A 26,002-nucleotide genomic window follows, 5' to 3' on the forward strand; every position below is an offset into this window, starting at 1 on the left:
CGCAGCGCTACCGGGCAAAACATCACAGCACCGAAGGTAGCAGTCCCACAAGGCGTCCCTCTTCCAGAAGCTGCATCGCCTTATCAATATCCGGCGCAAAGAAGCGGTCGTCATCGTAATGCGTGACGTGCTCGCGCAGCACATGGCGCGCCTGCTCCAGCAGCGGGCTGGATTTAAGCCCTTCGCGCAGATCGATACCCTGACACGCCGCCAGCCACTCCACCGCCAGCACGCCGCGGGTGTTGGAGGCCATCTCCCACAGACGACGCCCGGCCGCCGGGGCCATCGACACGTGATCTTCCTGGTTCGCCGAGGTTGGCAGGCTGTCCACGCTGTGCGGGTGCGACAGCGCTTTGTTTTCGCTTGCCAGCGCTGCGGCCGTCACCTGAGCGATCATAAAGCCTGAGTTAACCCCGCCGTTACGCACCAGGAACGGTGGCAGCTGGGACATGTGTTTATCCATCATCAGCGCGATGCGGCGCTCGGATAACGCCCCGACTTCGGCAATCGCCAGCGCGATATTATCCGCCGCCATCGCCACCGGCTCGGCGTGGAAGTTGCCCCCGGAGACCACCTCGTTTTCCTCGGCGAATACCAGCGGGTTGTCGGAGACCGCGTTGGCCTCCACCAGCAGCACCTCTGCTGCCTGGCGCAGCTGCGTCAGGCACGCGCCCATCACCTGCGGCTGACAGCGCAGGGAATACGGATCCTGTACCTTCTCGCAGTTATGGTGTGAATCCGCAATATCACTCGTGTCGGTAAGCACGTGGCGGTACATGGCGGCGGCATCAATCTGCCCGCGCTGGCCGCGCACCGCGTGAATACGCGCGTCAAACGGACGACGCGAGCCAAGCACCGCCTCGGTGGTCAGCGCACCGCACACCACCGCGGAGGCAAAGAGATCTTCCGCTTCAAACAGGCCGCGCAGCGCAAAGGCCGTCGACGCCTGCGTGCCGTTGAGCAGCGCCAGCCCCTCTTTTGCCGCGAGGGTGATTGGCGTTAAGCCGGCTTTTGCCAGCGCTTCTTTCGCAGGGAGCCACTCGCCCTGCCAGCGCGCTTTGCCCTCACCCAGCAGCAGCAGCGACATGTGCGCCAGCGGGGCGAGATCGCCGGAGGCGCCGACGGAACCTTTTGCCGGGATCCACGGATAGACTTCTGCATTCACCAGGGCCATCAGCGCCTGGATCACGCTCAGGCGAATGCCCGAGAAACCGCGCGCCAGGCTGTTGATTTTGAGCACCATCATCAGACGGACAATCTCATCATCCAGCGGCTGGCCGACGCCCGCCGCGTGCGACAGCACCAGCGAACGCTGTAAGTTTTCCAGATCGTGCGTGGCGATGCGGGTCTGCGCCAGCAGGCCAAAGCCGGTGTTAATCCCGTAGGCGGTGCGCCCTTCGGCAACAATCGCTTCTACGCAGGCGACGCTGTCGTTTATCGCGGCGTGGGCGCTTTCATCAAGTGAAAGGGTGACCGGCTGGCGCCAGACGTTACGCAGCTGTTTGAGCGTCAGCGAGCCGGGAGTGAGTGTTAACGCGTTCATGCATGCTTTCCTTGTGTGGCAGGGATCATCGGCAGGTTCAGTCCCTGCTCTTTGGCACAGTCAATGGCAATCTCGTAACCCGCATCCGCGTGACGCATCACGCCGGTTGCCGGGTCGTTGTGCAGCACGCGGGCGATGCGCGCAGCCGCTTCATCGGTTCCGTCACAGACGATGACCATCCCTGAGTGCTGAGAGAAGCCCATCCCGACGCCGCCGCCGTGGTGCAGAGAGACCCAGGTGGCGCCGCTGGCGGTATTCAGCAAGGCATTAAGCAATGGCCAGTCGGAGACCGCGTCAGATCCGTCGCGCATGGCTTCGGTTTCACGGTTTGGGCTGGCGACGGAGCCGGAGTCCAGATGGTCGCGGCCAATGACGATAGGCGCGGAGACTTCACCGCTGCGCACCATTTCGTTGAAGGCCAGACCCAGCTTTTGCCGCCACTCCAGCCCTACCCAGCAGATGCGCGCCGGCAAGCCCTGGAAGCTGATGCGTTCGCGAGCCATATCCAGCCAGTGGTGCAGGTGTTCGTCGTCTGCGACGATCTCCTTCACTTTGGCGTCAGTTTTGTAGATATCCTGCGGATCGCCGGACAAGGCCACCCAGCGGAACGGGCCGATGCCGCGGCAGAACAGCGGACGGATATAGGCAGGCACGAAGCCGGGAAAGTCGAAGGCGTTATTCACGCCCATCTCTTTCGCCATCTGGCGGATGTTGTTGCCGTAGTCAAAGGTTGGAATGCCCAACTGGCTGAAGGCCAGCATCGCGGAGACGTGTTCCGCCATCGAACGCTTAGCCGCCAGTACCGTGCCTTCAGGGTCGGTTTCCGCTTTTTGCTGGTAGTCTTCCCACGTCCAGCCTTTTGGCAGGTAACCGTGCAGCGGGTCATGGGCGCTGGTCTGGTCGGTAACGAGATCCGGACGCACGCCGCGGGCAACCAGCTCCGGCAGAATATCCGCCGCGTTGCCGCACAGGGCAATCGACACCGCTTTGCCTTCAGCGGTGTACTTTTTGATGCGCGCCAGCGCGTCATCGAGATTCTCGGCCTGTTCGTCGACGTAACGGGTACGCAGACGGAAATCAATGCGGCTCTGCTGGCATTCAATGTTCAGCGAGCACGCGCCGGCCAGCGTAGCGGCCAGCGGCTGCGCGCCGCCCATCCCGCCCAGACCGGCGGTAAGCACCCAGCGGCCTTTCAGCGAGCCGTTATAGTGCTGGCGCCCCGCTTCCACGAAGGTTTCGTAGGTGCCCTGCACAATCCCCTGGCTGCCGATGTAGATCCAGCTCCCGGCGGTCATCTGGCCATACATCGCCAGCCCTTTCGCGTCCAGCTCGTTGAAGTGTTCCCAGGTGGCCCAGTGTGGCACGAGGTTAGAGTTGGCGATCAGCACGCGCGGCGCGTTCTTATGGGTTTTGAATACGCCAACCGGTTTGCCGGACTGCACCAGCAGGGTTTCGTCGTGTTCGAGTTCGGTCAGGGATTTTACAATTGCGTCATAGCATTCCCAGTTGCGTGCGGCACGGCCTATGCCGCCGTAGACCACCAGTTCGTGGGGGTTTTCCGCCACTTCAGGATCGAGGTTGTTCATCAACATGCGCAGCGGGGCTTCGGTGAGCCAGCTTTTGGCAGTAAGCGTGGTGCCACGCGCGGCGCGGACATCCTGCTGGCGGTATTTACCTGACGACATTGTGTGCTCCTATACGGGACAGATGATGCATTTAGATATACTTGTATAGACAAGCACACACAAGGTCAGATTTAACAAAAAAGATACAATTTTGTTATATTGCGTTAGCGATCACGCTTATAAAACTTATGACATAAAGTGGCCCTGCAGCCGGTAACGGTTCCCCGGGAAAAGCAGCCGGGCATGCGACACAATGTGCGACGAGGACCAGGTTCGACGGCGGATCAGCAGGCACGGGTCGTGCTCTTTAATGCGCAGCCGCTCGCACTCCTGCGGCGTGGCGCGCACGGCCTCCACAATGTGCTCCCCTTCCGTCAGCGGTGCGACAAGCGACAGATAGGCGTGCGGGGTGGTCTGGGTGTAATCCTGGTTCAGATAGTCCGGTATCCGTTCGGCGTTCACGCAGCGATCTTCAATCTGCACCGGAATATCGTTTTCGAAATGCACCATCACGGAGTGGAAGATGCGGTTTCCCTCTTTGACATTCAGCTCTGCCGCCTGCTCGGCGCTGGCCTGGGTCTCTTCGAGCACCAGCACTTCACAGCGGTGCTGATGATTACGCGCGGCAATTTCGTCCGCAATACTGCGGATTTCAAACAGGGCGGATTGCCCTTTCGGTTCCGCCACAAACGTCCCGACGCCCTGCAGACGCACCAGAAGCCCTTCGTCGGTCAGCTCGCGCAGCGCCCGGTTGACGGTCATCCGGCTAAAACCGAACTGCGCCACCAGCTCGGCCTCCGACGGAATGCGATCGTGCGGGCGCCAGACGCCGGTGGCGATTTTTTCGCTGATCGCCTGCTTCACCTTTTCATAGAAAGGCGCGGGCGGGCTCGGTTGCGGCAGGGGTGAGCGTGAAAACATCGTGACTCCTTTAATAGTGTTATGCCCACCAGTGAGCAATTTGCCAGGCCAGACGGGCGGCGAGCTTTGCGCCCTGCCCGTCCCGATCGTACTGCGGGTTAAACTCTACCAGATCGGCGGCCTGCAGCTTACCGCTGCGGCAGATTTGTTCAATAACCGGCATTAGATCCATTGCCGGGACGCCTAACGCCGCAGGGGCGGAAACGGCGGGCATTTCGCCCGCGGGCAGGACGTCCAGATCGATCGTCAGATAGATACGATCGGCCTGCGCCAGCACCTTTTCCAAGGCCGATAATGCCTCGCGTCTGAAATGAAGATCCTCCACCAGCGTGACGTTCAGGCGTTCGGCCTCATCCCACAGTGCCTGGGTGTTCGCCGCGCGGCTGACGCCAAAGCAGGCGTAGCGAAACTCGCGCCCGCATTCATCGCAGTATTGAGCCAGCTGACGAAACGGCGTACCGGACGTCGCCCGGTCGGCCTTGCGCAGGTCGAGATGCGCATCCAGGTTTATCACCGCCACGCGCTCGCCGGGGAACGCATCCAGAACACCCCGACCGTGCGCCCAGGCGGTTTCATGCCCGCCGCCAAACACCAGGGTGCGCATCCCGGACTGCTGGCAGGCCGTCACGGCATCGCTTAACGCCCGCTGCGCGGGTTCAAGCTCATCGCTTTCAACGTACACCGAGCCCATATCCGCCAGCCGTTCGTGTCCCTGATGGCTTGCCATATTCGCCAGTGCTTTGCGCAGAATATCAGGGGCCTGCGCGGCGCCGGGCCTGCCCTGATTGCGTTTAACCCCTGCATCGCATTCAAATCCTATCAGCGCGATGCCGGATGAAAGCGGCGTGAACAGCGCCTGCTGTTGTATCGTCTGGAAAATGCGCGTTGCATTGCTGGCTTCGGCACTGTCGTCTCGCCCCTGCCAGACCGTTTCGGCGACGGGCCGCCATAACTTCATACTGCCTCCCCACGGAAAATACTTTGATACAGCGGATTGCGTCCCGGCTCGTAGACCATCTCTACAGGATGGTGAGCATCCCAGACGATAAAATCAGCGACAAACCCCGACTGCAGCTGCCCGTGCGTTGCGCCGCGGCCCAGCGCCTGCGCCGCATGCCGCGTGACGCCAGCCCAGGCCTCTTCGGGGGTGAGGCCAAACTGGACGCAGGCCATATTCATCGCCAGGTGCAGGCTGGCAAACGGGCTGGTGCCGGGGTTATAGTCGGTGGCGACGGCCATCGGCACACCACGTTTTCGGAGCTGATCAACCGGCGGACGCTGGCGCTCCTGCAGAAAATAGAACGCGCCGGGGAGCAGTACCGCAACCGTACCGCTTTGCGCCATCGCCTGAACGCCCGCGTCGTCGAGATATTCGATATGATCGGCCGACAGTCCGTTATATTGGCTGACCAGCGCCGCTCCGCCCTGATTCGACAGCTGTTCAACATGCCCTTTCACCGGGATACCGAGCGCGGTCGCCGCCTTAAAGAGGCGCTCGGTTTGCGACGGGGTAAAGCCGACGTTTTCACAAAACACGTCTACTGCTTCATATAACTCTTTTTGCCACAGCGTGGGCAGTATCTGCTCGCAAACCAGCGTGAGGTACGCATCTGGATCCTGTCGATATTCTGCCGGAACCGCATGGGCCGCCAGCAGCGTTGGGCTGATATCAACCGGATTATTGAGGCTCAACTGGCGGGCAACCTGCAGCATCTTCTCTTCGGCCTCGGCGTTGAGTCCGTATCCCGATTTGATTTCAACCGTGGTGACGCCTTCATTCATCAGACGCTGGAGCCGCTGCTGCGCAAGTTTCAGCAGGGTTTCCAGGGAACTGCTGCGCGTTGCCGTCACGGTGGCGTTAATCCCGCCCCCCTGAGCGCTGATGGTCTGGTAAGAGACGCCGTTCAGACGCTGTTCCCACTCCGCCGCGCGGTCGCCGCCAAATACCAGATGGGTATGGCAGTCAATCAGGCCAGGCGTGACCAGACGTCCCTCAAGATCGATGACGTGACGGTGTCCGGAAGGAAGGTCAGATTCAGGAAGCACGCCAAGGATAGTTTGGCCGCGCACGACCAGCGCGTGCTGCTCTTTCAGGCCATAAGGCGCGGATGTATCGGGAACCATTGTTGCCAGGCGCGCATTTCGCCATATAACATCGTCAGGTTGAAGCTGCATGGGCATTCCACTTGTCATGGGTTGTATAGACATTTATTTGCATCCATCGTCTGCTGTCAACCGCCTTAAGGGAAAATGTTATTTATTTGTGATGACTTTCCCGTCACCTCCGGGCAAAAAATGCAACTTTTACCCTTTTTATCTTCCCGTTTCGCTCAACTTAGTATAAAAAAGCAGGCTATTTCGTCTATCCCGTAAAGACTTGCATACCCAGGAGCTTCACCTTGAACATTTCCAGGATTTCCCGTCTGGCGTTAGCGCTCGCCTTTGGCGTGACATTATCCGCATGCAGTTCTACACCACCGGATCAGCGTCCTTCTGAGCAGGTAGCGCCCGGTACCGCCTCCCGCCCGATTTTGTCCGCGGATGAAGCGAAGAATTTCGACCGCGCCCATTACTTCTCGGCGATGGATCCTAACGCCGCGCCGTGGACACCGTCTTCTATTAACCTGCCTAAACAGCCTGACTTCGTTGTTGGCCCGGCTGGCGCGCAGGGCGTAACGCATACCACTATCCAGGCAGCGGTTGACGCGGCAATCACTAAACACAGCGCGTCTCGCCAGTACATCGCGATCCTGCCGGGTGAATACGAAGGCACCGTGTATGTTCCGGCGGCTCCTGGCAGCATTACGATTTACGGTCTGGGTGAAAAAGCCATCGACGTAAAAATTGGCCTGGCGATTGATTCCGAAATCGACAGCACCGCCTGGCGTCACCTGGTAAACCCGGCAGGCAAATATATGCCGGGCAAACCGGCGTGGTATATGTTCGATAACTGCCAGAGCAAGCGTTCCGCCACCATTGGCGTGATGTGCTCGGCGGTGTTCTGGTCGCAGAATAATGGCCTGCAACTGCAGAACCTGACCATTCAGAATACCCTGGGTGACAGCGTGGATGCCGGTAACCACCAGGCCGTTGCGCTGCGTAGCGACGGCGATAAGGTGCAGATTAACAACGTCAATATTCTGGGCCGTCAGAACACCTTCTTCGTGACCAACAGCGGCGTACAGAACACGCTGCAGAACAACCGTCTGACCCGTACGCTGGTGACCAACAGCTATGTTGAAGGTGACGTTGATCTGGTGTCCGGTCGCGGCGCGGTAGTGTTTGATAACACCGATTTCCGCGTGGTGAATTCCCGTACCCAGCAGGAAGGCTATGTGTTTGCTCCGGCAACCCAGTCTAACCTGTTTTACGGCTTCCTGGCCGTGAACAGCCGCTTTAACGCGGCCGGTGACGGCGTGGCGCAGCTGGGACGCTCCCTGGACGTGGACTCTGCGACCAACGGCCAGGTCGTTATCCGCGACAGCGTGATCAACGAAGGCTTTAACGTGGCGAAGCCGTGGGCTGATGCGGCTGTCTCCAAACGTCCGTTCTCCGGCAACACCGGTGCGGTGGACGATAAAGGAAACGTGCAGCGCAACCTGAACGACGCGAACTTCAACCGCATGTGGGAATACAACAACCGCGGTCTGGGCAGCAACGTGGTTGCTGAGCCGAAGCAGTAACGAGATGAGAGTAAAAGGGGGAGTTTAATCCCCCTTTTTACTGCGACTGAATGCGTCAGGCTCCAAACTTAAGATACGCATCCAATAGTTGCATAATCGCAACCATGAGTTGCAGGAACAGAATTGCCCATTCCACACCGCTCATACGCCACTCCTTTGGTATAGAGCACTTCTCCTCTGGTTTACCTTTCCGCTGCCTGTCACCAGAGGTGTGTTGGTTATGTTTTGATGTGCTCCGCAGTTTAGGCACCGTCGGCACCACCCGACAGCCAGGACTTAAAAAGGATCCTGAATCGCGGAACTGCAACACATCGAACCAACGCACAGAATGATATCAAATCACCACTGTACATAAAAACAGTTAAAACCAATTTAGGAATTTATAAAGCAAAAGCACTTAAGTGACTGATTATTATTTATATACTATTCACTGATCATTCCGTGTTCTCCTTTGTTCGTTGACGATGAATTTACATCGCCTTGAGTCGACATTATGATGATCCTGTTGGTTACGTTTTGATGTGCTCACCCGGCTACCACCGGGCATAAAAAAACCTCGCATTCGCGAGGTTTTTTGTTTTAAGCCGCTTAGTGCGCGTTAACCACCACCCACATTGGCCCCTGACCTACCGCATAGCGTCCTTTCTCTTCCAGCAGGCCCTGCTCGCCTTTGATTTCATACAGCGCGATGTGGTGGGATTTCTGCCCCGCCGCAATCAGGTATTTACCGCTGTGATCGATATTAAAGCCGCGCGGCTGAGTTTCCGTCGGTTGGAAGCCTTCAACCGCCAGCACGCTGCCGTCTTCGGAAACGCTAAACACGGTAATCAGGCTGGAGGTACGGTCACAGGCGTACAGATGACGGCCATCTGGCGTAATGTGGATATCTGCCGCCCAGCGGGTGTCGGAGAAATCAGATGGCATCATATCCAGCGTCTGCACGCACTCAATCTGGCCGTTTGGATCTTTCAGCGCCCATACGTCCACCGAGCTGTTCAGTTCGTTAACGACGTAGGCATATTGCTGGTTCGGGTGGAAGACCATATGGCGAGGACCTGCGCCCTCAACGGTGGTGATTTCAGCCGGATTCTGCGCCACCAGGTGACCATCGTCGCTCAGGGTGAACAGGCAGATTCGATCCTGCTTCAGCGCAGGCACCCACAGCGTGCGGTTGTCCGGGGAGATATTCGCCGAATGGCAGCCTTCCAGCCCTTCCACCACGTCGACAGTTTCTACCGGAATACCATCGTCAAGACGGGTCACGCTGACGCAACCGGCATTGTAAGAACCGCTAAAAATGAAGCGGCCTTTACGATCGGTCGAGATGTGGGTTGGGCTGCCCGGCAGTGGCGCTTCAGCGGTGTAGGTCAGCGCGCCGTCGTCAGGAGAGATGCGGTAGGCCAGCACGCGAAACTCCGGGCGCACACCCACGTATAAGAAACGTTTATCCGGGCTGACGACCATCGGTTGCACCTGGCCCGGCACATCAACAACCTGAACCAGCGTGAGCGAACCTTCTGCATTCAAGCGCCAGACGTGGATCTGCTGACTTTCAGGACTGGCGGTATAAACGGTTTGTTTCATGAATACTCCTTTCCTCACTGCACGTGAAAGTGATTATTTTTAACGGTGAATGCTGAATTTTAGCCAGGAATTTTGCAGCGATTTACTCTCGGTGTAACATCCCCTGAGACCTAAAATTCAACATTAACCCGGAAGAACAAATGACCTCGCGTGTGATTGCACTGGATTTAGACGGAACATTACTTACCCCTCAGAAAACCCTGCTCCCCTCCTCCCTTGAAGCGCTTAAACGCGCGCAGGAAGTGGGATATCAACTCCTTATCGTAACGGGTCGACATCACGTAGCCATTCACCCTTTTTATCAGGCACTGGCGCTGGATACACCTGCAATTTGTTGTAATGGCACTTATTTGTATGATTATCAGGCAAAAAAGGTTTTAGCCTCCGACCCGCTGCCGGTTCCCCAGGCGCTGCAGCTGATCGATCTGCTGGATGAGCATAATGTTCACGGCCTGATGTATGTGGATAACGCGATGGTGTACGAGCGCCCAACCGGCCATGTGGTACGCACCAGCAACTGGGCGTTGTCCCTGCCAGAAGCGCAGCGTCCGGTCTTTACCCAGGTATCCTCTCTGCGTCAGGCGGCCCAGGACGTTGAGGCTATCTGGAAGTTTGCCCTGACGGATGAAGACACCACCAAACTGAATACCTTCGCGAAACACGTCGAGGACACGCTGGGGCTGGAGTGCGAATGGTCCTGGCACGATCAGGTGGATATTGCCCGCAAAGGCAACAGCAAAGGCAAGCGTCTGACGCAGTACGTGGAATCGCAGGGCTGGTCAATGCAGGACGCGATCGCCTTCGGCGACAACTACAACGACATCAGCATGCTGGAAGCCGTCGGTACGGGCGTGGCGATGGGCAATGCCGACGACGCGGTAAAAGCGCGCGCTAACGTGGTAATTGGCGACAACACCACCGACAGCATCGCGCAGTACATCTATACCCACCTGCTGTAATCAGGCGGTGATCGAAACGCTCTTGATTTGCGCGTAAAGCCACAGGCCGGGCTTGATTGCTAACTCATCCCTGGCCCACGGGCTGATGCGCGCCCAGAGCGTCCTGCTGCCCACGTCGAGCTTCACCTCTACCTGCCCGTTATCATCAAAACACTCCGCCACTTTGGCGCGCAGAATATTTCGAATACTGGTTTGCAGCGGCGGCTGCAGCACCAGCGAGACGTCCGACGCCTGGATGCGGATCCGCAGCGCGGACTGCAACGGTTTGTCGATCTTATTGACCCAAAGATGCTGGTCGCCCAGCGCCAGGGCGGTCATCGCGTAGTGCGGATGATGCTCCAGAACGCTCACCTTCAGGATGCTGCTCTGCTGCTCCCTGGGTAACCAGGGGTGCATCACGCTACTGCCCCACACCTCTTCCAGGTTGCCGAAGGCCTTCACGCTGCCCTCTTCCAGCACCAGCACTTTGTCGGCCAGATGCAGGATCTCATCCAGCGAATGGCTGACGTAGAGCATCGGAATATTAATTTCGCGGGTCAGACGCTGCAGGTAAGGCAAAAGCTCGCGCTTGCGCGGTATATCCAGCGAGGCCAGCGGCTCGTCGAGCAGCAGCAGTTCGGGGGCGGTCAGCAACGCGCGGCCTATAGCCACACGCTGTTTCTCCCCGCCGGAGAGCGAGGACGGCAGCCTGTCGAGCAGGGGTTCAATGCCTAAAAGCGTCACCAGCTTATCAAACTGCCCGGCCATGCTTTTCGCCATGCCGTAGCGCAGGTTGCCGCGCACGCTGTAGTGCGGGAATAAGCGCGCGTCCTGAAAAACATAGCCGATGCGGCGTTTATCCGGCGAAAGGTAAATCTTGTTCTCCACGTCATTCAGGACGCGGTTGTTCAGGACAATGCGCCCTGACTGCGGGCGCGTCAGGCCGCTGATGGCGTTAATCAGAGACGTTTTACCCGCGCCCGACACGCCGAAGACGGCGGTGATGCCGCTTGCAGGCAGCGTCTCGTTAAGCGTCAGAGTATGGTTTCCCAGCGTCTGGGTGAAATTCAGTTCCAGCATCGTTATTTCCCCATCCGTTCGCGGCTTAGCCGTGCCAGCCATTCAGAAACCAGCAGCGAAACCAGGGCTAATACGATAGAGATGATGCACAGCCGCGCTGCGGCACTCTCTCCCCCTGGCGTCTGAATCAGGGTATACATGGCCGATGGGATGGTCCGCGTCTCGCCGGGAATGTTCGACACAAAGGTGATGGTCGCACCAAACTCGCCCAGCGAGCGGGCGAACGCCAGCACCGTCCCGACAATGATGCCCGGCAGCGTAAGCGGAAGCGTGATGGTAAAAAAGACGCGCCAGCGCCCGGCACCGAGCGTGCGGGCTGCCTGTTCGAGCTTCATATCCACGCCTTCCAGCGCGAGGCGGATCGCTCTGACCATCAGCGGGAATGACATCACCGCCGCCGCCAGTACCGCACCGCGCCAGCTAAAGGCAAAGGTGATTCCGAACCAGTCGTAGAGCTTTTCGCCGATAAAACCGCGTCGCCCCATCGAAATCAGCAGCAGATAACCGACCACCACGGGCGGTAAAACCAGGGGAAGATGAAGGACGCTGTCGAGCAGCGCTTTGCCGGGGAACCGACAGCGAACCAGTAGCCAGGCAAAAAAGATCCCAAAGGGCAAACTCAGCGCAACCGCCAGGGAAGAGACTTTAAGGCTCAGCAGAACAGCCTGCCATTCAGGATCGGTCAGTATCATCAGTGAGTCGTAAATCCATAACGTTTAAAGATTGCGGACGCCTCCGGCCCCTTCAGATAATCGCGGAAGGCCGTTACGGTCGCATTTTTATGTCCATCAACAATCGCCACAGGATATTCCACTTTCTTGTGGGAGTCTTCCGGGAAGGCGCCAACCACTTTTACGCCCTTGCTGGCAACGGCATCGGAACCATACACAATGCCCAGCGGAGCTTCGTTACGCTCCACCAGCGCCAGCGCGCCGCGCACATCTTCCGCCGGGGCCAGTTTTGGTGACAGGGTCTCCCACGCGCCCAGCTTTTGCAGCGCTTCTTTGGCGTAAATCCCGGCCGGAACGTGTTCCGGGTCACCCACCGCCAGACGGCCACCGTTCAGCAGGCGGGTCCAGTTTGTCTCTTTATTGATGGTGATTTCACCCTGCGCGCTGGCCTTCGGTGCAACCACAACAAGGCTATTGCCCAGCAGCGTTTCGCGGGTCGCCGCATCAATCGATTTCTTCTCCACCGCGTAGTCCATCCACTTCTGGTCAGCAGAGATAAACAGATCTGCCGGAGCGCCCGCTTCTATCTGCCGTGCCAGCGTAGAGGAAGAGGCAAAAGAGGAGACTACCTCGACGTTTTTCTCTTTTTTATACGCCGCCGCAATATCCTGCAGCGCGTTGGTCAACGACGCCGCCGCAAAGACCGTGATTTTACCTTCGTCCGCCAGCGCGTGTCCGGTAAGTGAAAGCGTCAGCGTTGCCCCTGCGAAAAGGCGTACCCATGAACGTGCCATCTGTAACTCCTGTGAGTAGCGTTATATACATATTAATATAACGGTATCATCAGGGAGATCCCAGCGGTAATTCGTACCGCTCAAGGGGTAACACGGTGTGTTACGTTAAATTATATCGGCGAAAGTAAGAAAAGCTTGAGAGCAAAACGCCCGGGCAAGCCGGGCGTTTTGTGGGAAATTAATGCTGCTTTTTCGCACGGTCTCTGTGACCGATATTCGAAAAGATGTTGAACACTTCACCCAGGCCGTAGATGGCACCGAGGATGATGGCCATCACTACTGGTACCATGATCACGGCGAATACCAGACTTTTCAACAACTCTAACATGGTTTTCTCCAGATTTTGTGAATGGGCTATTCTACCCTGAAAAGTAAGAAAAACATCCCCTTTTGTGCGGTGCCCTTTGCGCCCTGCACCATTTGGGTCACAATATTCTTTTTGCCAGGACACTGTTATGCAGGCCGAAATTCTTCTTACTCTCCGACTTCAGCAAAAGCTTTTCGCCGATCCCCGACGTATTGCCCTGCTTAAACAGATAGAACAAACCGGCTCAATTAGCCAGGGCGCTAAGAACGCCGGGATTAGCTATAAAAGCGCCTGGGATGCCATCAATGACATGAACACCCTGAGCGAGCATCCGCTGGTGGACAGAGCCACAGGGGGCAAAGGCGGTGGAGGTGCTGTCGTCACACGCTACGGCCTGCGCCTGATTCAGCTCTACGATCTCCTGGGCCAGATTCAGCAAAAAGCGTTCGATGTATTGAGTGACGACGACAACGTTCCGCTGGACAGCTTGCTGGCAGCCATTTCCCGCTTCTCGTTGCAGACCAGCGCCCGCAACCAGTGGTTTGGTACGGTGACGGCGCGCGATAATCTCCAGGTACAGCAGCATGTTGAGATCCTGCTTGCCGATGGTGTCACCCGTCTGAAAGCGGCGATAACGGCCCAGAGCGCAGAGCGCCTTGACCTGGATGAAGGTAAAGAGGTGCTGGTGTTGCTGAAAGCACCCTGGGTCAATATCACACGCGATCCGGACAAGGCAAAGGCGGCTGATAACCAGCTGCGGGGTACCATCAGCCATATCGAACGCGGCAAGGAGCAGTGCGAAGTGCTGATGCCCCTGGCAGACGGACAGGCGCTTTGCGCCACGGTCCCGCTCAGCGAGGCGAACGATTTAGAAGAAGGTGCTGTCGTCACCGCATATTTCAACGCGGACCGTGTGATTATCGCCACATTGTGCTGAGCGCATTGACAATCGTGACGACAGTGCGTATCCCTGATATCTATTGCTGCAAAAAATGGGATATATCATGTCATCATTGCATATTTCGCAAGGTACGTTTCGTCTTAGCGATACCCGAACGCTGACGATTGCCGATCTGACAATACGCGCGGGTGAAAGCTGGGCGTTTGTCGGCACTAACGGCAGCGGTAAATCCGCGCTGGCCCGCGCGCTGGCCGGAGAGCTTACCCTTCTCAAAGGCGAATGCCGGAGCGATTTCACGCGCCTGACGCGCCTGTCCTTTGAACAGCTGCAGAAGCTGGTCAGCGACGAGTGGCAGCGCAACAATACCGATTTACTCAGTCCTGGCGAAGAAGATACCGGCCGCACGGCGGCGGAAATTATTCAGGATGAGGTGAAAGATCCCGCCCGCTGTCAGCATCTGGCGGAACAGTTTGGCATTTCCGCGCTGCTGAACCGGCGCTTTAAGTACCTCTCTACCGGCGAGACGCGGAAAACGCTGCTGTGCCAGGCGCTCATGAGCCAGCCGGAGCTGCTGATTCTGGATGAGCCCTTTGACGGGCTGGATGTCCACTCCCGCGCCCAGCTGGCTGCCCTGCTGGACTCTCTGAATCAGGAAGGCTATACGATCGTACTGGTGCTGAACCGCTTCGATGAAATTCCTGACTTCGTGCAAAACGCGGGCGTGCTGGCAGACTGTAGCCTGATCGAAACCGGAGAAAAATCCGCGCTGCTCCGACAGGCGCTGATTGCCCAGCTTGCGCACAGCGAAAAGCTGGCGGGCATTGCGCTGCCGGATCCCGACGCGCCGGCAGCACGCCACGGTCTCGACCCCAGGCAGCCGCTTATCGTCCTGCGCGATGGCGTAGTCTCCTATGACGAACGACCGATCCTGAATCACCTCAGCTGGACGGTCAATCCTGGCGAACACTGGCAGATTGTCGGTCCCAACGGCGCGGGGAAATCCACGCTGCTGAGCCTGATAACCGGCGATCACCCGCAGGGCTACAGTAACGATCTGACGCTGTTTGGCCGCCGTCGCGGCAGCGGCGAAACCATCTGGGATATCAAAAAGCACATTGGCTACGTTAGCAGCAGCCTGCATCTGGATTACCGGGTCAGTACCACGGTACGCAACGTGATCCTTTCCGGCTATTTTGATTCCATCGGCATTTATCAGGCGGTGTCAGATAAACAGCACAAGCTGGCCCAGCAGTGGCTGGATATTCTGGGGATGGATAACCGGGTGGCTGACGCGCCGTTTCATAGCCTGTCGTGGGGGCAGCAGCGCCTGGCACTGATCGTTCGCGCGCTGGTAAAACACCCTACGCTCCTGATCCTCGACGAGCCGCTGCAGGGGCTGGATCCGCTTAACCGACAGCTGGTCCGCCGCTTTGTGGACGTGCTGATTAGCGAAGGTGAAACGCAGCTGCTGTTCGTTTCACACCATGCCGAAGATGCCCCCTCCTGCATCACCCACCGCCTCGAGTTTGTCGCGGACGGTGAGGGTTATCGCTATCTTCTCAGCAACGTAAATTAACCGCGGAGGGCACCGCCCTCCTCTTTTCAGATAACTTGCATCAATACATCGCTATCTCTTTGATCTAGAATGCTCTACGTCATCGAAAAAGCGAGTGTGAAAACGAGTGTAAACGATTCCACTATTTTATCCCATGTCACACTTTTTGCGTCTCTGTTATGCTATGGTTATTACATACCATAGGCCCAATGGAGCGAATTATGCGAGTTCTGGTAACAGGTGGTAGCGGTTACATCGGAAGTCATACCTGTGTGCAGCTGCTGCAAAATGGTCACGATGTGATCATCCTCGACAACCTGTGCAATAGTAAGCGCAGCGTGCTGCCGGTGATTGAACGTCTTGGCGGTAAACAGCCGACTTTCGTAGAAGGCGACATCCGCAACGAAGCGCTGATGACCGAGATCCTTCACGACCACGCCATCGAAGCGGTGATCCACTTCGCGGGGCTGAAAGCGGTCGGTGAATCCGTTGCGAAACCGCTTGAGTATTACGACAACAACGTCAACGGTACCCTGCGTCTGATCTCCGCCATGCGCGCGGCAAACGTCAAAAACTTTATCTTTAGCTCCTCCGCCACCGTCTATGGCGATCAGCCAAAAATTCCTTACGTTGAAAGCTTCCCGACCGGTACGCCGCAAAGCCCATACGGCAAAAGCAAGCTGATGGTAGAGCAGATCCTGACCGACCTGCAAAAAGCCCAGCCGGAGTGGAGCATCGCATTGCTGCGCTACTTCAACCCGGTCGGCGCCCATCCGTCTGGCGATATGGGTGAAGATCCGCAGGGTATCCCGAACAACCTGATGCCGTACATCGCCCAGGTGGCGGTAGGCCGTCGCGAGTCGCTGGCCATTTTTGGCAATGACTACCCGACCGAAGACGGCACCGGCGTGCGTGACTATATCCACGTGATGGATTTAGCAGACGGCCACGTTGCAGCCATGCAGCAGCTGGCTGACAAACCGGGCGTGCATATTTATAACCTCGGTGCCGGGGTCGGCAGCAGCGTGCTGGACGTGGTTAACGCCTTCAGCAAAGCCTGCGGTAAGCCGGTGAACTACCACTTCGCTCCGCGTCGTGATGGCGACCTGCCTGCTTACTGGGCCGATGCCACCAAAGCCGATAAAGAACTTAACTGGCGTGTCACCCGCACGCTTGATGAAATGGCACAGGATACCTGGCACTGGCAGTCACGCCACCCGCAGGGTTATCCGGACTAAGGATCCGTCATGACTTCGTTTAATCCCGTCGATCATCCGCATCGTCGTTTTAACCCGCTAAGCGGGCAATGGATTTTGGTCTCTCCGCATCGCGCCAAGCGTCCCTGGCAAGGGGCGCAGGAGACGCCTGCAAAACAGACCCTGCCGCAGCACGACCCGGATTGCTTCCTCTGTCCGGGCAACACGCGCGTGACCGGGGATAAAAACCCGGACTACAAAGGCACCTTCGTGTTTACCAACGATTTTGCCGCCCTGATGACCGACACCCCGGATGCCCCCGCGAGCCACGACCCGCTGATGCGCTGCGAAAGCGCGCGCGGTACCAGCCGCGTGATCTGCTTCTCGCCCGATCACAGCAAAACGCTGCCGGAGCTGAGCGTGGACGCGCTGAAAGAGGTGGTCAGCACCTGGCAGGCGCAAACCGCTGAGCTGGGGCAGAGCTATCCGTGGGTGCAGGTGTTCGAAAACAAAGGCGCGGCGATGGGCTGCTCTAACCCGCATCCGCACGGCCAGATCTGGGCGAACAGCTTCCTGCCCAACGAAGCCGAGCGTGAAGACCGTCTCCAGAAGGACTATTTCGCAGAAAACGGCTCACCCATGCTGGTGGACTACACCCAGCGCGAGCTGGCCGACGGCAGCCGTACCGTAGTGGAAACCGAACACTGGCTGGCGGTCGTGCCTTACTGGGCCGCCTGGCCGTTTGAGACGCTGCTGCTGCCGAAAGCGCACGTTCAGCGCATTACCGATCTCAGCGACGCGCAGCGCGACGACCTGGCGCTGGCGCTGAAAAAGCTGACCAGCCGTTACGACAACCTGTTCCAGTGCTCCTTCCCGTACTCCATGGGCTGGCACGGCGCGCCGTTTAACGGCGAAGAGAATCAGCACTGGCAGCTGCACGCCCATTTCTATCCGCCGCTGCTGCGCTCTGCAACGGTGCGTAAATTTATGGTGGGCTATGAAATGCTGGCGGAAACCCAGCGTGACCTGACGGCGGAACAGGCGGCAGAGCGTCTGCGTGCCGTCAGCGACGTCCACTATCGCGAATCAGGAGTCTAAAAATGAGTCTGAAAGATAAAACACAATCCCTGTTTGCTGAGAAATTTGGCTACCCTGCCACCCACGTAATTCAGGCGCCTGGTCGCGTCAACCTGATCGGCGAGCACACCGACTACAACGACGGCTTCGTGCTGCCGTGCGCCATCGATTACCAGACGGTTATCAGCTGTGCGAAGCGCGACGACCGCCAGGTTCGCGTCATTGCGGCGGATTACGGTAATGAGACGGACGAGTTTTCCCTTGATGCCCCGATTGTGACGCACGACAGCCAGCAGTGGTCTAACTACGTGCGCGGCGTGGTGAAGCATCTGCAGAAACGCAACAAGAACTTCGGCGGCGCCGATTTAGTCATCAGCGGCAACGTGCCGCAGGGTGCGGGCTTAAGCTCGTCGGCCTCGCTCGAAGTGGCCGTGGGAACCGTCTTCCAGCAGCTGTATCATCTGCCGCTGGACGGGGCGCAAATTGCCCTGAACGGTCAGGAAGCGGAAAACCAGTTCGTGGGCTGCAACTGCGGCATCATGGACCAGCTGATCTCCGCGCTGGGCAAAAAAGAGCATGCTTTACTGATCGACTGCCGCTCGCTTGGCACCAAAGCCGTTCCCCTGCCAAAAGGCGCGGCCGTCGTGATTATCAACAGTAACTTTAAACGCACGCTGGTGGGCAGCGAGTACAACACCCGCCGCGAACAGTGCGAAACCGGCGCGCGCTTCTTCCAGCAGCCTGCCCTGCGCGACGTGACGCTCGATGAATTTAACAAAGTGGCGCACGAGCTGGATCCTGTCGTCGCCAGACGCGTGCGTCACGTGCTGACCGAAAATGCCCGTACCGTTGAAGCCGCCTCCGCGCTGGCGAAAGGTGACCTGAAGCGCATGGGTGAGCTGATGGCGGAATCTCACGCCTCCATGCGCGATGATTTTGAAATCACCGTGCCGCAGATCGACACCCTGGTGGACATCGTCAAAGCGGTTATTGGCGATAAAGGCGGCGTGCGCATGACGGGCGGCGGCTTTGGCGGCTGCATCGTCGCGCTGGTGCCGGAAGAGCTGGTCCCTGCCGTCCAGGACGCCGTGGCGAAGCAGTACGAAGCGCAAACGGGCATCAAAGAAACGTTCTATGTATGTAAAGCATCACAAGGAGCCGGACAGTGCTAAACGAAACACCTACCCTCGCACCGGATGGTCTGCCGTATCGCCTGTTAACCCTGCGCAACAGCGCGGGGATGGTGGTTACGCTGATGGACTGGGGTGCGACCCTGCTTTCTGCCCGCGTACCGATGCCGGACGGCAGCGTGCGCGAAACCCTGCTGGGCTGCGCCTCACCCGAGCAGTACGTTAATCAGTCTGCCTATCTGGGTGCGTCCGTCGGGCGCTATGCCAACCGCATCGCGAAGAGCCGTTTTGAGCTCGACGGCATGCAGTACCGGCTGCTGCCAAGCCAGGGCGAGAACCAGCTTCACGGCGGTCCGGACGGGTTTGATAAACGCCGCTGGAAAATAGTTCGTCAAAACGACGGCGAAGTGCTGTTCTCGCTGGATTCGCTTGATGGCGATCAGGGCTTCCCGGGGAACCTTACCGCGTCCGCGCGCTTTACACTGACGGACGACAACCGTATCGCCATTGAATACCGTGCGACGGTCGACAAGCCGTGTCCGGTTAACCTGACTAACCATGCCTACTTCAATCTCGACGGCAACCAGTGCGACGTGCGTAACCACAAGCTGCAGATCCTGGCGGACGCGTATCTGCCGGTTGACGAGATGGGCATTCCGTATCAGGGCCTGAAAGACGTGAGCGGGACCAGCTTTGATTTCCGCAGCGCGAAAGTTATCGCCCAGGATTTCCTGAGCGATGACGATCAGCGCAAGGTGAAAGGCTACGATCACGCGTTCCTGCTGCACGCCAAAGGTGATGTGAAGCAGCCTGCCGCGCAGGTCTGGTCCAGCGATGAGAAACTGCAGATGACGGTGTATACCACCGCCCCTGCCCTGCAATTCTACTCGGGCAACTACCTCGGCGGCACGACGGCGCGCGAACACAATGAGTACAGCGACTGGCAAGGACTTGCGCTTGAGAGCGAGTTCCTGCCGGACAGCCCCAATCATCAGGAATGGCCGCAGCCGGACTGCGTGCTGCGCCCCGGTGAAGAGTACATTAGCGTGACGGAATACCATTTTATTCCGAAATGATTTCCAGCCCTCCCATCGGAGGGCTTTTTTCTGCGCGTCTTGCTGAAAATAGCGCCGATCGCTGACAAAATCCTAACCCTGGATTCACAAGCATCTTACACTCAGAGACTATTTTCGCTATGGTTAGGGTTAAGCGTTGCTGCTGGCACGGCCACAGCAATATAATGAGAATTGTTATCATTCTAAAAATGCTTGAGGAGTAAGAGATGGCTATTACTAAGCTGGTCCTGGTGCGTCACGGCGAAAGCCAGTGGAACAACGAAAACCGCTTTACCGGTTGGTACGACGTTGATCTGTCCGAGAAAGGCGTAAGCGAAGCAAAAGCAGCAGGTAAACTGCTGAAGGAAGAAGGCTTCAGCTTTGATTTTGCTTACACCTCTGTGCTGAAACGTGCCATCCACACCCTGTGGAACGTGCTGGACGAACTGGATCAGGCCTGGCTGCCGGTTGAGAAATCCTGGAAACTGAACGAGCGTCACTACGGTGCGCTGCAGGGTCTGAACAAAGCGGAAACCGCTGAGAAATACGGTGACGAGCAGGTTAAACAGTGGCGTCGCGGCTTCGCGGTCACCCCACCAGAGCTGACCAAAGATGACGAGCGCTATCCGGGCCACGACCCGCGCTACGCGAAACTGACCGACGCTGAGCTGCCAACCACCGAGAGCCTGGCGCTGACCATCGACCGCGTTGTGCCTTACTGGAACGAAACCATTCTGCCACGCCTGAAAAGCGGTGAGCGCGTGATCATCGCTGCTCACGGTAACTCCCTGCGCGCGCTGGTGAAATATCTGGACAACATGGGCGAAGACGAGATCCTCGAACTGAACATCCCAACTGGCGTACCGCTGGTATATGAGTTCGACGAAAACTTTAAGCCAATCAAACATTACTACCTGGGTAACGCGGACGAGATCGCAGCGAAAGCAGCGGCTGTCGCGAACCAGGGTAAAGCGAAGTAATTTTCGCCAGACGTAAAAAAAGCGCGGAGCCTTCCGCGCTTTTTTATTTGTGCATGAGGACTCAGCCGCGGCGCGCTTTTACCGCATTCGCCAGCTGACGCAGGATGGCATCGGTATCGTCCCAGCCAATGCAGGCATCGGTGACGCTTTTGCCATACACCAGCGGCTCGCTGCCTTCCAGGTTCTGGTTACCTTCAACCAGATGGCTTTCGATCATCACCCCAATTACCGCCTTCTCACCGTTGGCGATCTGCTGACAGACGTCTGCCCCCACTTCCATCTGCTTTTTGAACTGCTTGCTGGAGTTGGCGTGGCTGAAGTCGATCATCACCTGCGGTGGCAGCCCGGCTTTTTCCAGCCCGGCCTTCACCTCTGCCACGTGTTTTGCACTGTAGTTTGGCTCTTTACCGCCGCGCAGAATGATATGGCAATCACCGTTACCGCTGGTGTTGACGATGGCGGAGTGACCCCATTTGGTCACGGACAGGAAGCAGTGCGGCGCACCCGCGGCGTTGATGGCATCGATAGCCACTTTGATGGTGCCATCAGTACCGTTTTTGAAGCCCACCGGACATGAGAGACCGGAAGCCAGCTCGCGGTGAACCTGAGATTCAGTGGTACGGGCACCAATGGCGCCCCAGCTCATCAGGTCTGCCAGGTATTGTGGCGTAATCATATCCAGGAACTCGCCGGCAGCAGGCAGGCCGCTGTCGTTGATCTCCAGCAGCAGCTTGCGCGCAATGCGCAGGCCGTCGTTGATCTGGAAGCTATTATCCATGTGCGGATCGTTAATCAGCCCTTTCCAGCCCACGGTCGTGCGCGGTTTTTCAAAATAGACGCGCATGACGATTTCCAGCTCATCCTTTAACTCTTCACGCAGGGTGAGCAGACGCGCAGCATACTCTTTCGCAGCGGCAGGATCGTGAATGGAGCACGGGCCAATAACCACCAGAAGACGATCGTCATTACCTTTCAGGATCTTGTGGATCGCTTTACGAGCATGAGAAACCGTATTTGCGGCATTTTCAGTGGCGGGGAATTTCTCAAGGAGTGCTACAGGAGGTAATAACTCATTGATCTCTTTAATGCGTAAATCGTCGTTCTGATAATTCATCTTCTTTCCAGCTCTGCCATATCTTTAGTAATGAAAGCAATCCTTTCAATCTATCTTGTCGACCAGGAAGTGTAAACACGGTTTTACACTTCACGCAGATAATTCCTGGAATTCGCCTAAAAATCGCCACAAAATAGCGAAAAATGAGATCTAACCTAAGCTTTTTAACTGTAACAACCATTTTTAAACGCTTAAACGCGATTCCCTACTGACGTAAGTCCGTAAGGCGGAATCTTTCGCCTATAAAAAGATGCACTGTTGGAGAATGTTATCCAGCGTAACGACAAGAACAGGAGCACCATCATGAAAATGACAAAACTGACCACCCTCTTCCTGACTGCCACACTCACCCTTGCCAGCGGCAGCGTCCTGGCCGCAGAAACGGGGGCTTCAGACAGCAACGGTGATGCCAATGCGGCAGCAGCGGCAGGCCAGGTTGCGCCTGATGCGAAACAGAATATCGCCCCGAATAATGTCGATAACAGCCAGATCAATACCGGCAATACCAACACCGGCGGTACTATGCTGCATCCGAACGGTAGTGCTTCCGACACCATGAATCATGACAACATGAGCTCGAATGAGGTTCATAAGAACTCGATGTGCAAGGACGGCAAATGTCCCGATCCGAACGACAAAGTGGGTAACGACGCCAATACCAAAACTGATGGCACAACCCAGTAATTCCTGATGCTTCAAATGTGAAAGGAGAGCCCAGGCTCTCCTTTCTTTTTGGAGTAACCTATTAAAAACGCTACACTAAAATAATAACGAATCAGGAAAGCAGACATGGCGCACACCCACTCACACCCATCTTCTCCCGGCAACGACAACGCAAAACGACTTATGCTGGCCTTTGGCGTTACGGCCACGTTTATGGTTATCGAGGTCATTGGCGGCCTGGTTTCCGGCTCGCTGGCACTGCTGGCTGATGCCGGACATATGCTAACCGATGCCGCAGCGCTGCTTTTCGCCCTGCTGGCGGTGCAGTTTGCTCGCCGCCCGCCCAACGCGCGTCATACCTTCGGCTGGCTGAGGCTGACCACCCTTGCCGCGTTTGTTAACGCCATCGCGCTGGTGGTTATTACTGTTCTTATCGTCTGGGAGGCCGTACAGCGTTTCAGGCACCCGCAGCCCATCGCCGGGACGACAATGATGGTGATTGCCGTGGCGGGGTTGCTGGCAAATATTCTGGCGTTCTGGATTTTGCATCGCGGCAGCGGGGAAAAGAACCTCAACGTTCGCGCTGCGGCTCTGCATGTGCTGGGGGATTTGCTCGGCTCAGTCGGGGCGATTGTCGCCGCGCTGGTGATCCTCTATACCGGCTGGACGCCTGTCGACCCCATTCTCTCCGTGCTGGTATCGTGTCTGGTCTTGCGCAGCGCCTGGCGGCTACTGAAGGAGAGCGTCAATGAACTGCTGGAAGGAGCGCCGGCATCAATGGACATTGACGAGCTGAAACGAAACCTGCGCCGTACTGTCCCGGAAGTGCGTAACGTTCATCACGTGCACGTCTGGCTGGTAGGCGAGAAGCCGGTCATGACGCTGCACGTCCAGGTCATCCCGCCCCACGACCACGACGCGCTGCTTGAACGCATCCAGCACTTTCTTGAACATCACTATGAGATTGGTCACGCCACCATCCAGATGGAGTATCAGCCCTGTAGCGGGCCGGACTGCCACCTTAACGAGGCGCAGCCCGACCATTCACATCATCACCACTAGCTTGAAAGCGCGTGTGAGCCACGCTCACGCGCGCTCTTGATCCACATCCGGCTGCCGTTCAGGGCAATGAAGGTCAGCAGCAGATACTCCAGCGACATGGCATAGACGCCCTGAAGGGCAAAAATCACCACGCTGATGACGTTGATGATGACCCACAGCAGCCAGTTCTCAACGTATTTACGGGTCATCAGGACCATCGCCGCGATCGACAGCACCATCATGCAGGAATCCCAGAACGGGAAGGCATCCGGCTGAAGCTCCGGCATCGTCACGTTGAGGCCAATCGCGGACATGACCGAAACGGCAACGCGGGTCAGGAACGCAAACACCGGGTTGATGTAGACGGTCATCAAACCAACGGCGACGACGCAGGCGACAAACCAGGCGATGGCTTTCGGTAAGGGCAGCCAGCGGATCTGCAGCTCAGCCTCCTGCTGGCTGTTCTGCCGGGACCAGGCGTACCAGCCGTAAATATTGGCGGCGAAGAAAAACAGCTGTAAAAGCAGGCTGGCGTACAGCTGGATCTGGAAGAAGATAATCGCAAACAGCGTGACGTTAATCAGCCCGAACGCGTAGTTGCTGATCTTCTCCAGGCTTGCCAGCCAGATACACAGCAACCCCGCCAGCGTGCCTACGGCTTCAATCCATGACAGGTCATAGCCACCTGCACCAATCGGTATATGAACCAGAATGTTTTGCGTGCTAAAAAAATCCATCTTTTCCCCAGGGCGTTTTTGAATTAAGTACGTAGTGTAGCCGCAAAATCCAGCATGCGGTTAAGCGGAATTAACGCACCTTCACGCAGAGCGGCATCCACATGAATTTCATGCGCTGCACCGCCTGTCTCGAGCCCTTCGGCAATGGCCTTCAGGCCGTTCATCGCCATCCACGGGCAATGCGCGCAGCTGCGGCACGTCGCGCCCTCACCTGCCGTTGGTGCTTCCAGCAGCTCTTTCTCCGGTACGGCCTGCTGCATCTTATAGAAGATACCGCGATCGGTCGCGACGATGAGCTGCTTGTGCGGCAGCATCCTGGCCGCGTTGATAAGCTGGCTGGTTGAGCCAACCGCATCGGCCATATCAACAATCGACTGCGGTGATTCAGGATGAACAAGAATGGCCGCGTCAGGATAAAGCGCCTTCATACGGGACAGCGCCTGGGTCTTGAATTCGTCGTGCACAATGCAGGCGCCCTGCCAGCAGAGAACGTCAGCGCCGGTCTGCTTCTGAACGTAATTGCCAAGATGGCGGTCAGGGGCCCAGATAATTTTTTCACCCAGGCTGTCCAGATGCTCAATCAGCTCAACGGCGATGCTCGACGTGACCACCCAGTCTGCGCGCGCTTTTACCGCCGCAGAGGTGTTGGCGTAAACAACCACGGTCCGGTCAGGATGGGCGTCGCAGAAGGCGTTGAATTCGTCAATCGGGCAGCCGAGATCGAGCGAACACTCCGCATTGAGCGTCGGCATCAGAATGGTTTTTTCCGGGCTGAGGATCTTTGCCGTTTCGCCCATAAAACGCACGCCTGCAACCAGCAGCGTGGAAGCGGGATGTTTTGCACCGAAGCGGGCCATCTCCAGTGAATCAGAAATACAGCCCCCGGTCTCTTCCGCCAGCTGCTGGATTTCCGGATCGGTGTAGTAATGGGCCACCATCACCGCATCGCGCTCTTTGAGAAGCCGTTTGATCTTCTCGCGGTAGAATTGTTTTTCATCCTGGCTTAATGGCACAGGCTTTGGCGGAAACGGATAGATTGCGGCTTCAGGATCGAACATCACGCTCATTATGGCTTCTCGTTTTACTGGCTTAACAATATTGCCTTTCTTTTGCCTGACAAAGCAAAACGCAGGGCAATTGTGTTTTATATACTAAACAAGATAGCGAATCTGGAGTGAAAAGTCACCGGGAATAGATGGGCGGAGCATTTGTTGTACGGCAGATAGCAAAAAGGCGCCTTTAGGGCGCCTTTCTACACTGGTGGGTCGTGCAGGATGACTCGCTTCGCTCGCCCTTCGGGCCGTCGCCGTAAACGGCTCCGGTGCCTCACTACGTTCGGCTCGAACCTGCTGCAGGTTCGAATCATCCAGATCGCAGATAGCAAAAAAGCGCCTTTAGGGCGCTTTT

25 protein-coding genes and 1 other RNA gene are annotated in these 26,002 nt (G+C 57.2%); 11 read left to right on the top strand and 15 right to left on the bottom strand.

Annotated elements, in window-relative coordinates; genetic code table 11:
* Positions 1–22 precede the first annotated feature (22 nt).
* From hutH to hutI, 5 genes are all read right to left on the bottom strand, one after another.
* Positions 23–1,543: a histidine ammonia-lyase gene (gene hutH / locus IM299_RS13175; RefSeq protein ID WP_047363795.1), complete on the bottom strand. Its 1,521-nt coding sequence runs from the start codon at positions 1,541–1,543 to the stop codon at positions 23–25.
* Positions 1,540–3,228, bottom strand: a complete 1,689-nt coding sequence (hutU, locus tag IM299_RS13180) for a urocanate hydratase (protein WP_047363797.1) — start codon at positions 3,226–3,228, stop codon at positions 1,540–1,542. Before hutU ends, hutH begins: the two co-directional genes overlap by 4 nt.
* A 126-nt stretch (positions 3,229–3,354) precedes the next feature.
* Positions 3,355–4,089: a histidine utilization repressor gene (locus tag IM299_RS13185; RefSeq protein WP_193357623.1), complete on the bottom strand. Its 735-nt coding sequence runs from the start codon at positions 4,087–4,089 to the stop codon at positions 3,355–3,357.
* Positions 4,090–4,108: 19 nt separating this feature from the next.
* Positions 4,109–5,047: a formimidoylglutamase gene (gene hutG / locus IM299_RS13190; protein WP_049136995.1), complete on the bottom strand. Its 939-nt coding sequence runs from the start codon at positions 5,045–5,047 to the stop codon at positions 4,109–4,111.
* Positions 5,044–6,264, bottom strand: a complete 1,221-nt coding sequence (gene hutI, locus IM299_RS13195) for an imidazolonepropionase (RefSeq protein WP_048957138.1) — start codon at positions 6,262–6,264, stop codon at positions 5,044–5,046. Before hutI ends, hutG begins: the two co-directional genes overlap by 4 nt.
* A gap of 224 nt (positions 6,265–6,488) precedes the next feature.
* On the opposite strand from hutI, the gene IM299_RS13200 reads away from it, so the two are divergent.
* The gene (locus IM299_RS13200) at positions 6,489–7,772 is read left to right on the top strand and encodes a putative acyl-CoA thioester hydrolase (RefSeq protein WP_041910745.1); all 1,284 of its coding nucleotides are present in this window, start codon (positions 6,489–6,491) and stop codon (positions 7,770–7,772) included.
* Positions 7,773–7,827: 55 nt separating this feature from the next.
* Here the strand turns inward: IM299_RS13200 and tisB are convergent, their stop codons facing one another.
* Together tisB and pgl are read right to left on the bottom strand one after the other, a co-directional pair.
* The gene (gene tisB / locus IM299_RS13205; RefSeq protein ID WP_023332440.1) at positions 7,828–7,917 is read right to left on the bottom strand and encodes a type I toxin-antitoxin system toxin TisB; all 90 of its coding nucleotides are present in this window, start codon (positions 7,915–7,917) and stop codon (positions 7,828–7,830) included.
* Between the two features lie 443 nt (positions 7,918–8,360).
* Positions 8,361–9,356 carry a 6-phosphogluconolactonase gene (gene pgl / locus IM299_RS13210; RefSeq protein ID WP_193357624.1) on the bottom strand — a complete coding sequence of 332 codons (996 nt, stop codon included), beginning with the start codon at positions 9,354–9,356 and terminating at the stop codon, positions 8,361–8,363.
* A 140-nt stretch (positions 9,357–9,496) separates the two neighbouring features.
* On the opposite strand from pgl, the gene IM299_RS13215 reads away from it, so the two are divergent.
* Positions 9,497–10,315 (top strand): pyridoxal phosphatase, encoded by an 819-nt coding sequence (locus tag IM299_RS13215; protein WP_045259940.1) that lies wholly within the window; start codon positions 9,497–9,499, stop codon positions 10,313–10,315.
* Here the strand turns inward: IM299_RS13215 and modC are convergent, their stop codons facing one another.
* From modC to IM299_RS13235, 4 genes are all read right to left on the bottom strand, one after another.
* The gene (gene modC / locus IM299_RS13220) at positions 10,316–11,374 is read right to left on the bottom strand and encodes a molybdenum ABC transporter ATP-binding protein ModC (protein ID WP_028012403.1); all 1,059 of its coding nucleotides are present in this window, start codon (positions 11,372–11,374) and stop codon (positions 10,316–10,318) included.
* Between the two features lie 2 nt (positions 11,375–11,376).
* Positions 11,377–12,066 (bottom strand): molybdate ABC transporter permease subunit, encoded by a 690-nt coding sequence (gene modB / locus IM299_RS13225; protein WP_041910749.1) that lies wholly within the window; start codon positions 12,064–12,066, stop codon positions 11,377–11,379.
* Positions 12,066–12,839 (bottom strand): molybdate ABC transporter substrate-binding protein, encoded by a 774-nt coding sequence (gene modA, locus IM299_RS13230; protein WP_193357625.1) that lies wholly within the window; start codon positions 12,837–12,839, stop codon positions 12,066–12,068. The genes modB and modA overlap by 1 nt, the downstream gene beginning before the upstream one ends.
* Before the next feature lie 178 nt (positions 12,840–13,017).
* A complete protein-coding gene (locus IM299_RS13235; RefSeq protein WP_041910751.1) occupies positions 13,018–13,167 on the bottom strand; it encodes an AcrZ family multidrug efflux pump-associated protein in 150 nt (49 codons plus the stop codon).
* Between the two features lie 127 nt (positions 13,168–13,294).
* Here IM299_RS13235 and modE point away from each other — a divergent pair, with 127 nt between their 5' ends.
* From modE to gpmA, 7 genes are all read left to right on the top strand, one after another.
* Positions 13,295–14,083 (top strand): molybdenum-dependent transcriptional regulator, encoded by a 789-nt coding sequence (modE, locus tag IM299_RS13240; RefSeq protein ID WP_047367754.1) that lies wholly within the window; start codon positions 13,295–13,297, stop codon positions 14,081–14,083.
* 67 nt (positions 14,084–14,150) lie between these two features.
* Positions 14,151–15,623 carry a molybdate ABC transporter ATP-binding protein ModF gene (gene modF, locus IM299_RS13245; protein WP_193357626.1) on the top strand — a complete coding sequence of 491 codons (1,473 nt, stop codon included), beginning with the start codon at positions 14,151–14,153 and terminating at the stop codon, positions 15,621–15,623.
* Between the two features lie 200 nt (positions 15,624–15,823).
* Entirely contained in the window at positions 15,824–16,840 is a 1,017-nt protein-coding gene (galE, locus tag IM299_RS13250) for a UDP-glucose 4-epimerase GalE (RefSeq protein ID WP_041910754.1), read from the top strand.
* 9 nt (positions 16,841–16,849) lie between these two features.
* Positions 16,850–17,896, top strand: coding sequence for a galactose-1-phosphate uridylyltransferase (gene galT, locus IM299_RS13255; protein WP_048957134.1), 1,047 nt, complete (start codon positions 16,850–16,852; stop codon positions 17,894–17,896).
* A gap of 2 nt (positions 17,897–17,898) precedes the next feature.
* Positions 17,899–19,047 carry a galactokinase gene (galK, locus tag IM299_RS13260; RefSeq protein ID WP_041910756.1) on the top strand — a complete coding sequence of 383 codons (1,149 nt, stop codon included), beginning with the start codon at positions 17,899–17,901 and terminating at the stop codon, positions 19,045–19,047.
* Positions 19,041–20,081 (top strand): galactose-1-epimerase, encoded by a 1,041-nt coding sequence (gene galM, locus IM299_RS13265; protein WP_045630845.1) that lies wholly within the window; start codon positions 19,041–19,043, stop codon positions 20,079–20,081. The genes galK and galM overlap by 7 nt, the downstream gene beginning before the upstream one ends.
* A 206-nt stretch (positions 20,082–20,287) precedes the next feature.
* Positions 20,288–21,040 (top strand): 2,3-diphosphoglycerate-dependent phosphoglycerate mutase, encoded by a 753-nt coding sequence (gene gpmA / locus IM299_RS13270; protein WP_008501111.1) that lies wholly within the window; start codon positions 20,288–20,290, stop codon positions 21,038–21,040.
* Between the two features lie 61 nt (positions 21,041–21,101).
* On the opposite strand, the gene aroG is transcribed toward gpmA, so the two are convergent.
* Entirely contained in the window at positions 21,102–22,154 is a 1,053-nt protein-coding gene (gene aroG / locus IM299_RS13275) for a 3-deoxy-7-phosphoheptulonate synthase AroG (RefSeq protein WP_028012394.1), read from the bottom strand.
* Positions 22,155–22,457: 303 nt separating this feature from the next.
* On the opposite strand from aroG, the gene IM299_RS13280 reads away from it, so the two are divergent.
* On the top strand, positions 22,458–22,838 hold the full coding sequence (locus tag IM299_RS13280; protein ID WP_041910758.1) for a protein YbgS: 381 nt from the start codon (positions 22,458–22,460) through the stop codon (positions 22,836–22,838).
* A gap of 105 nt (positions 22,839–22,943) precedes the next feature.
* Positions 22,944–23,879 carry a CDF family zinc transporter ZitB gene (gene zitB, locus IM299_RS13285; RefSeq protein ID WP_028012392.1) on the top strand — a complete coding sequence of 312 codons (936 nt, stop codon included), beginning with the start codon at positions 22,944–22,946 and terminating at the stop codon, positions 23,877–23,879.
* Here the strand turns inward: zitB and pnuC are convergent.
* From pnuC to IM299_RS13300, 3 genes are all read right to left on the bottom strand, one after another.
* Positions 23,876–24,595 (bottom strand): nicotinamide riboside transporter PnuC, encoded by a 720-nt coding sequence (gene pnuC, locus IM299_RS13290; protein ID WP_193357627.1) that lies wholly within the window; start codon positions 24,593–24,595, stop codon positions 23,876–23,878. The genes zitB and pnuC overlap by 4 nt on opposite strands.
* 23 nt (positions 24,596–24,618) lie before the next feature.
* Complete coding sequence (nadA, locus tag IM299_RS13295; RefSeq protein ID WP_193052299.1) at positions 24,619–25,662, bottom strand: quinolinate synthase NadA; 1,044 nt, start codon at positions 25,660–25,662, stop codon at positions 24,619–24,621.
* Positions 25,663–25,853: 191 nt separating this feature from the next.
* Positions 25,854–25,982, bottom strand: a non-coding RNA gene (locus IM299_RS13300) — RtT sRNA.
* Between the last annotated feature and the right edge of the window lie 20 nt (positions 25,983–26,002).

This window comes from Enterobacter cloacae complex sp. P47BA (assembly GCF_014930485.1).
Classification (GTDB): Bacteria; Pseudomonadota; Gammaproteobacteria; order Enterobacterales; family Enterobacteriaceae; genus Enterobacter; species Enterobacter bugandensis.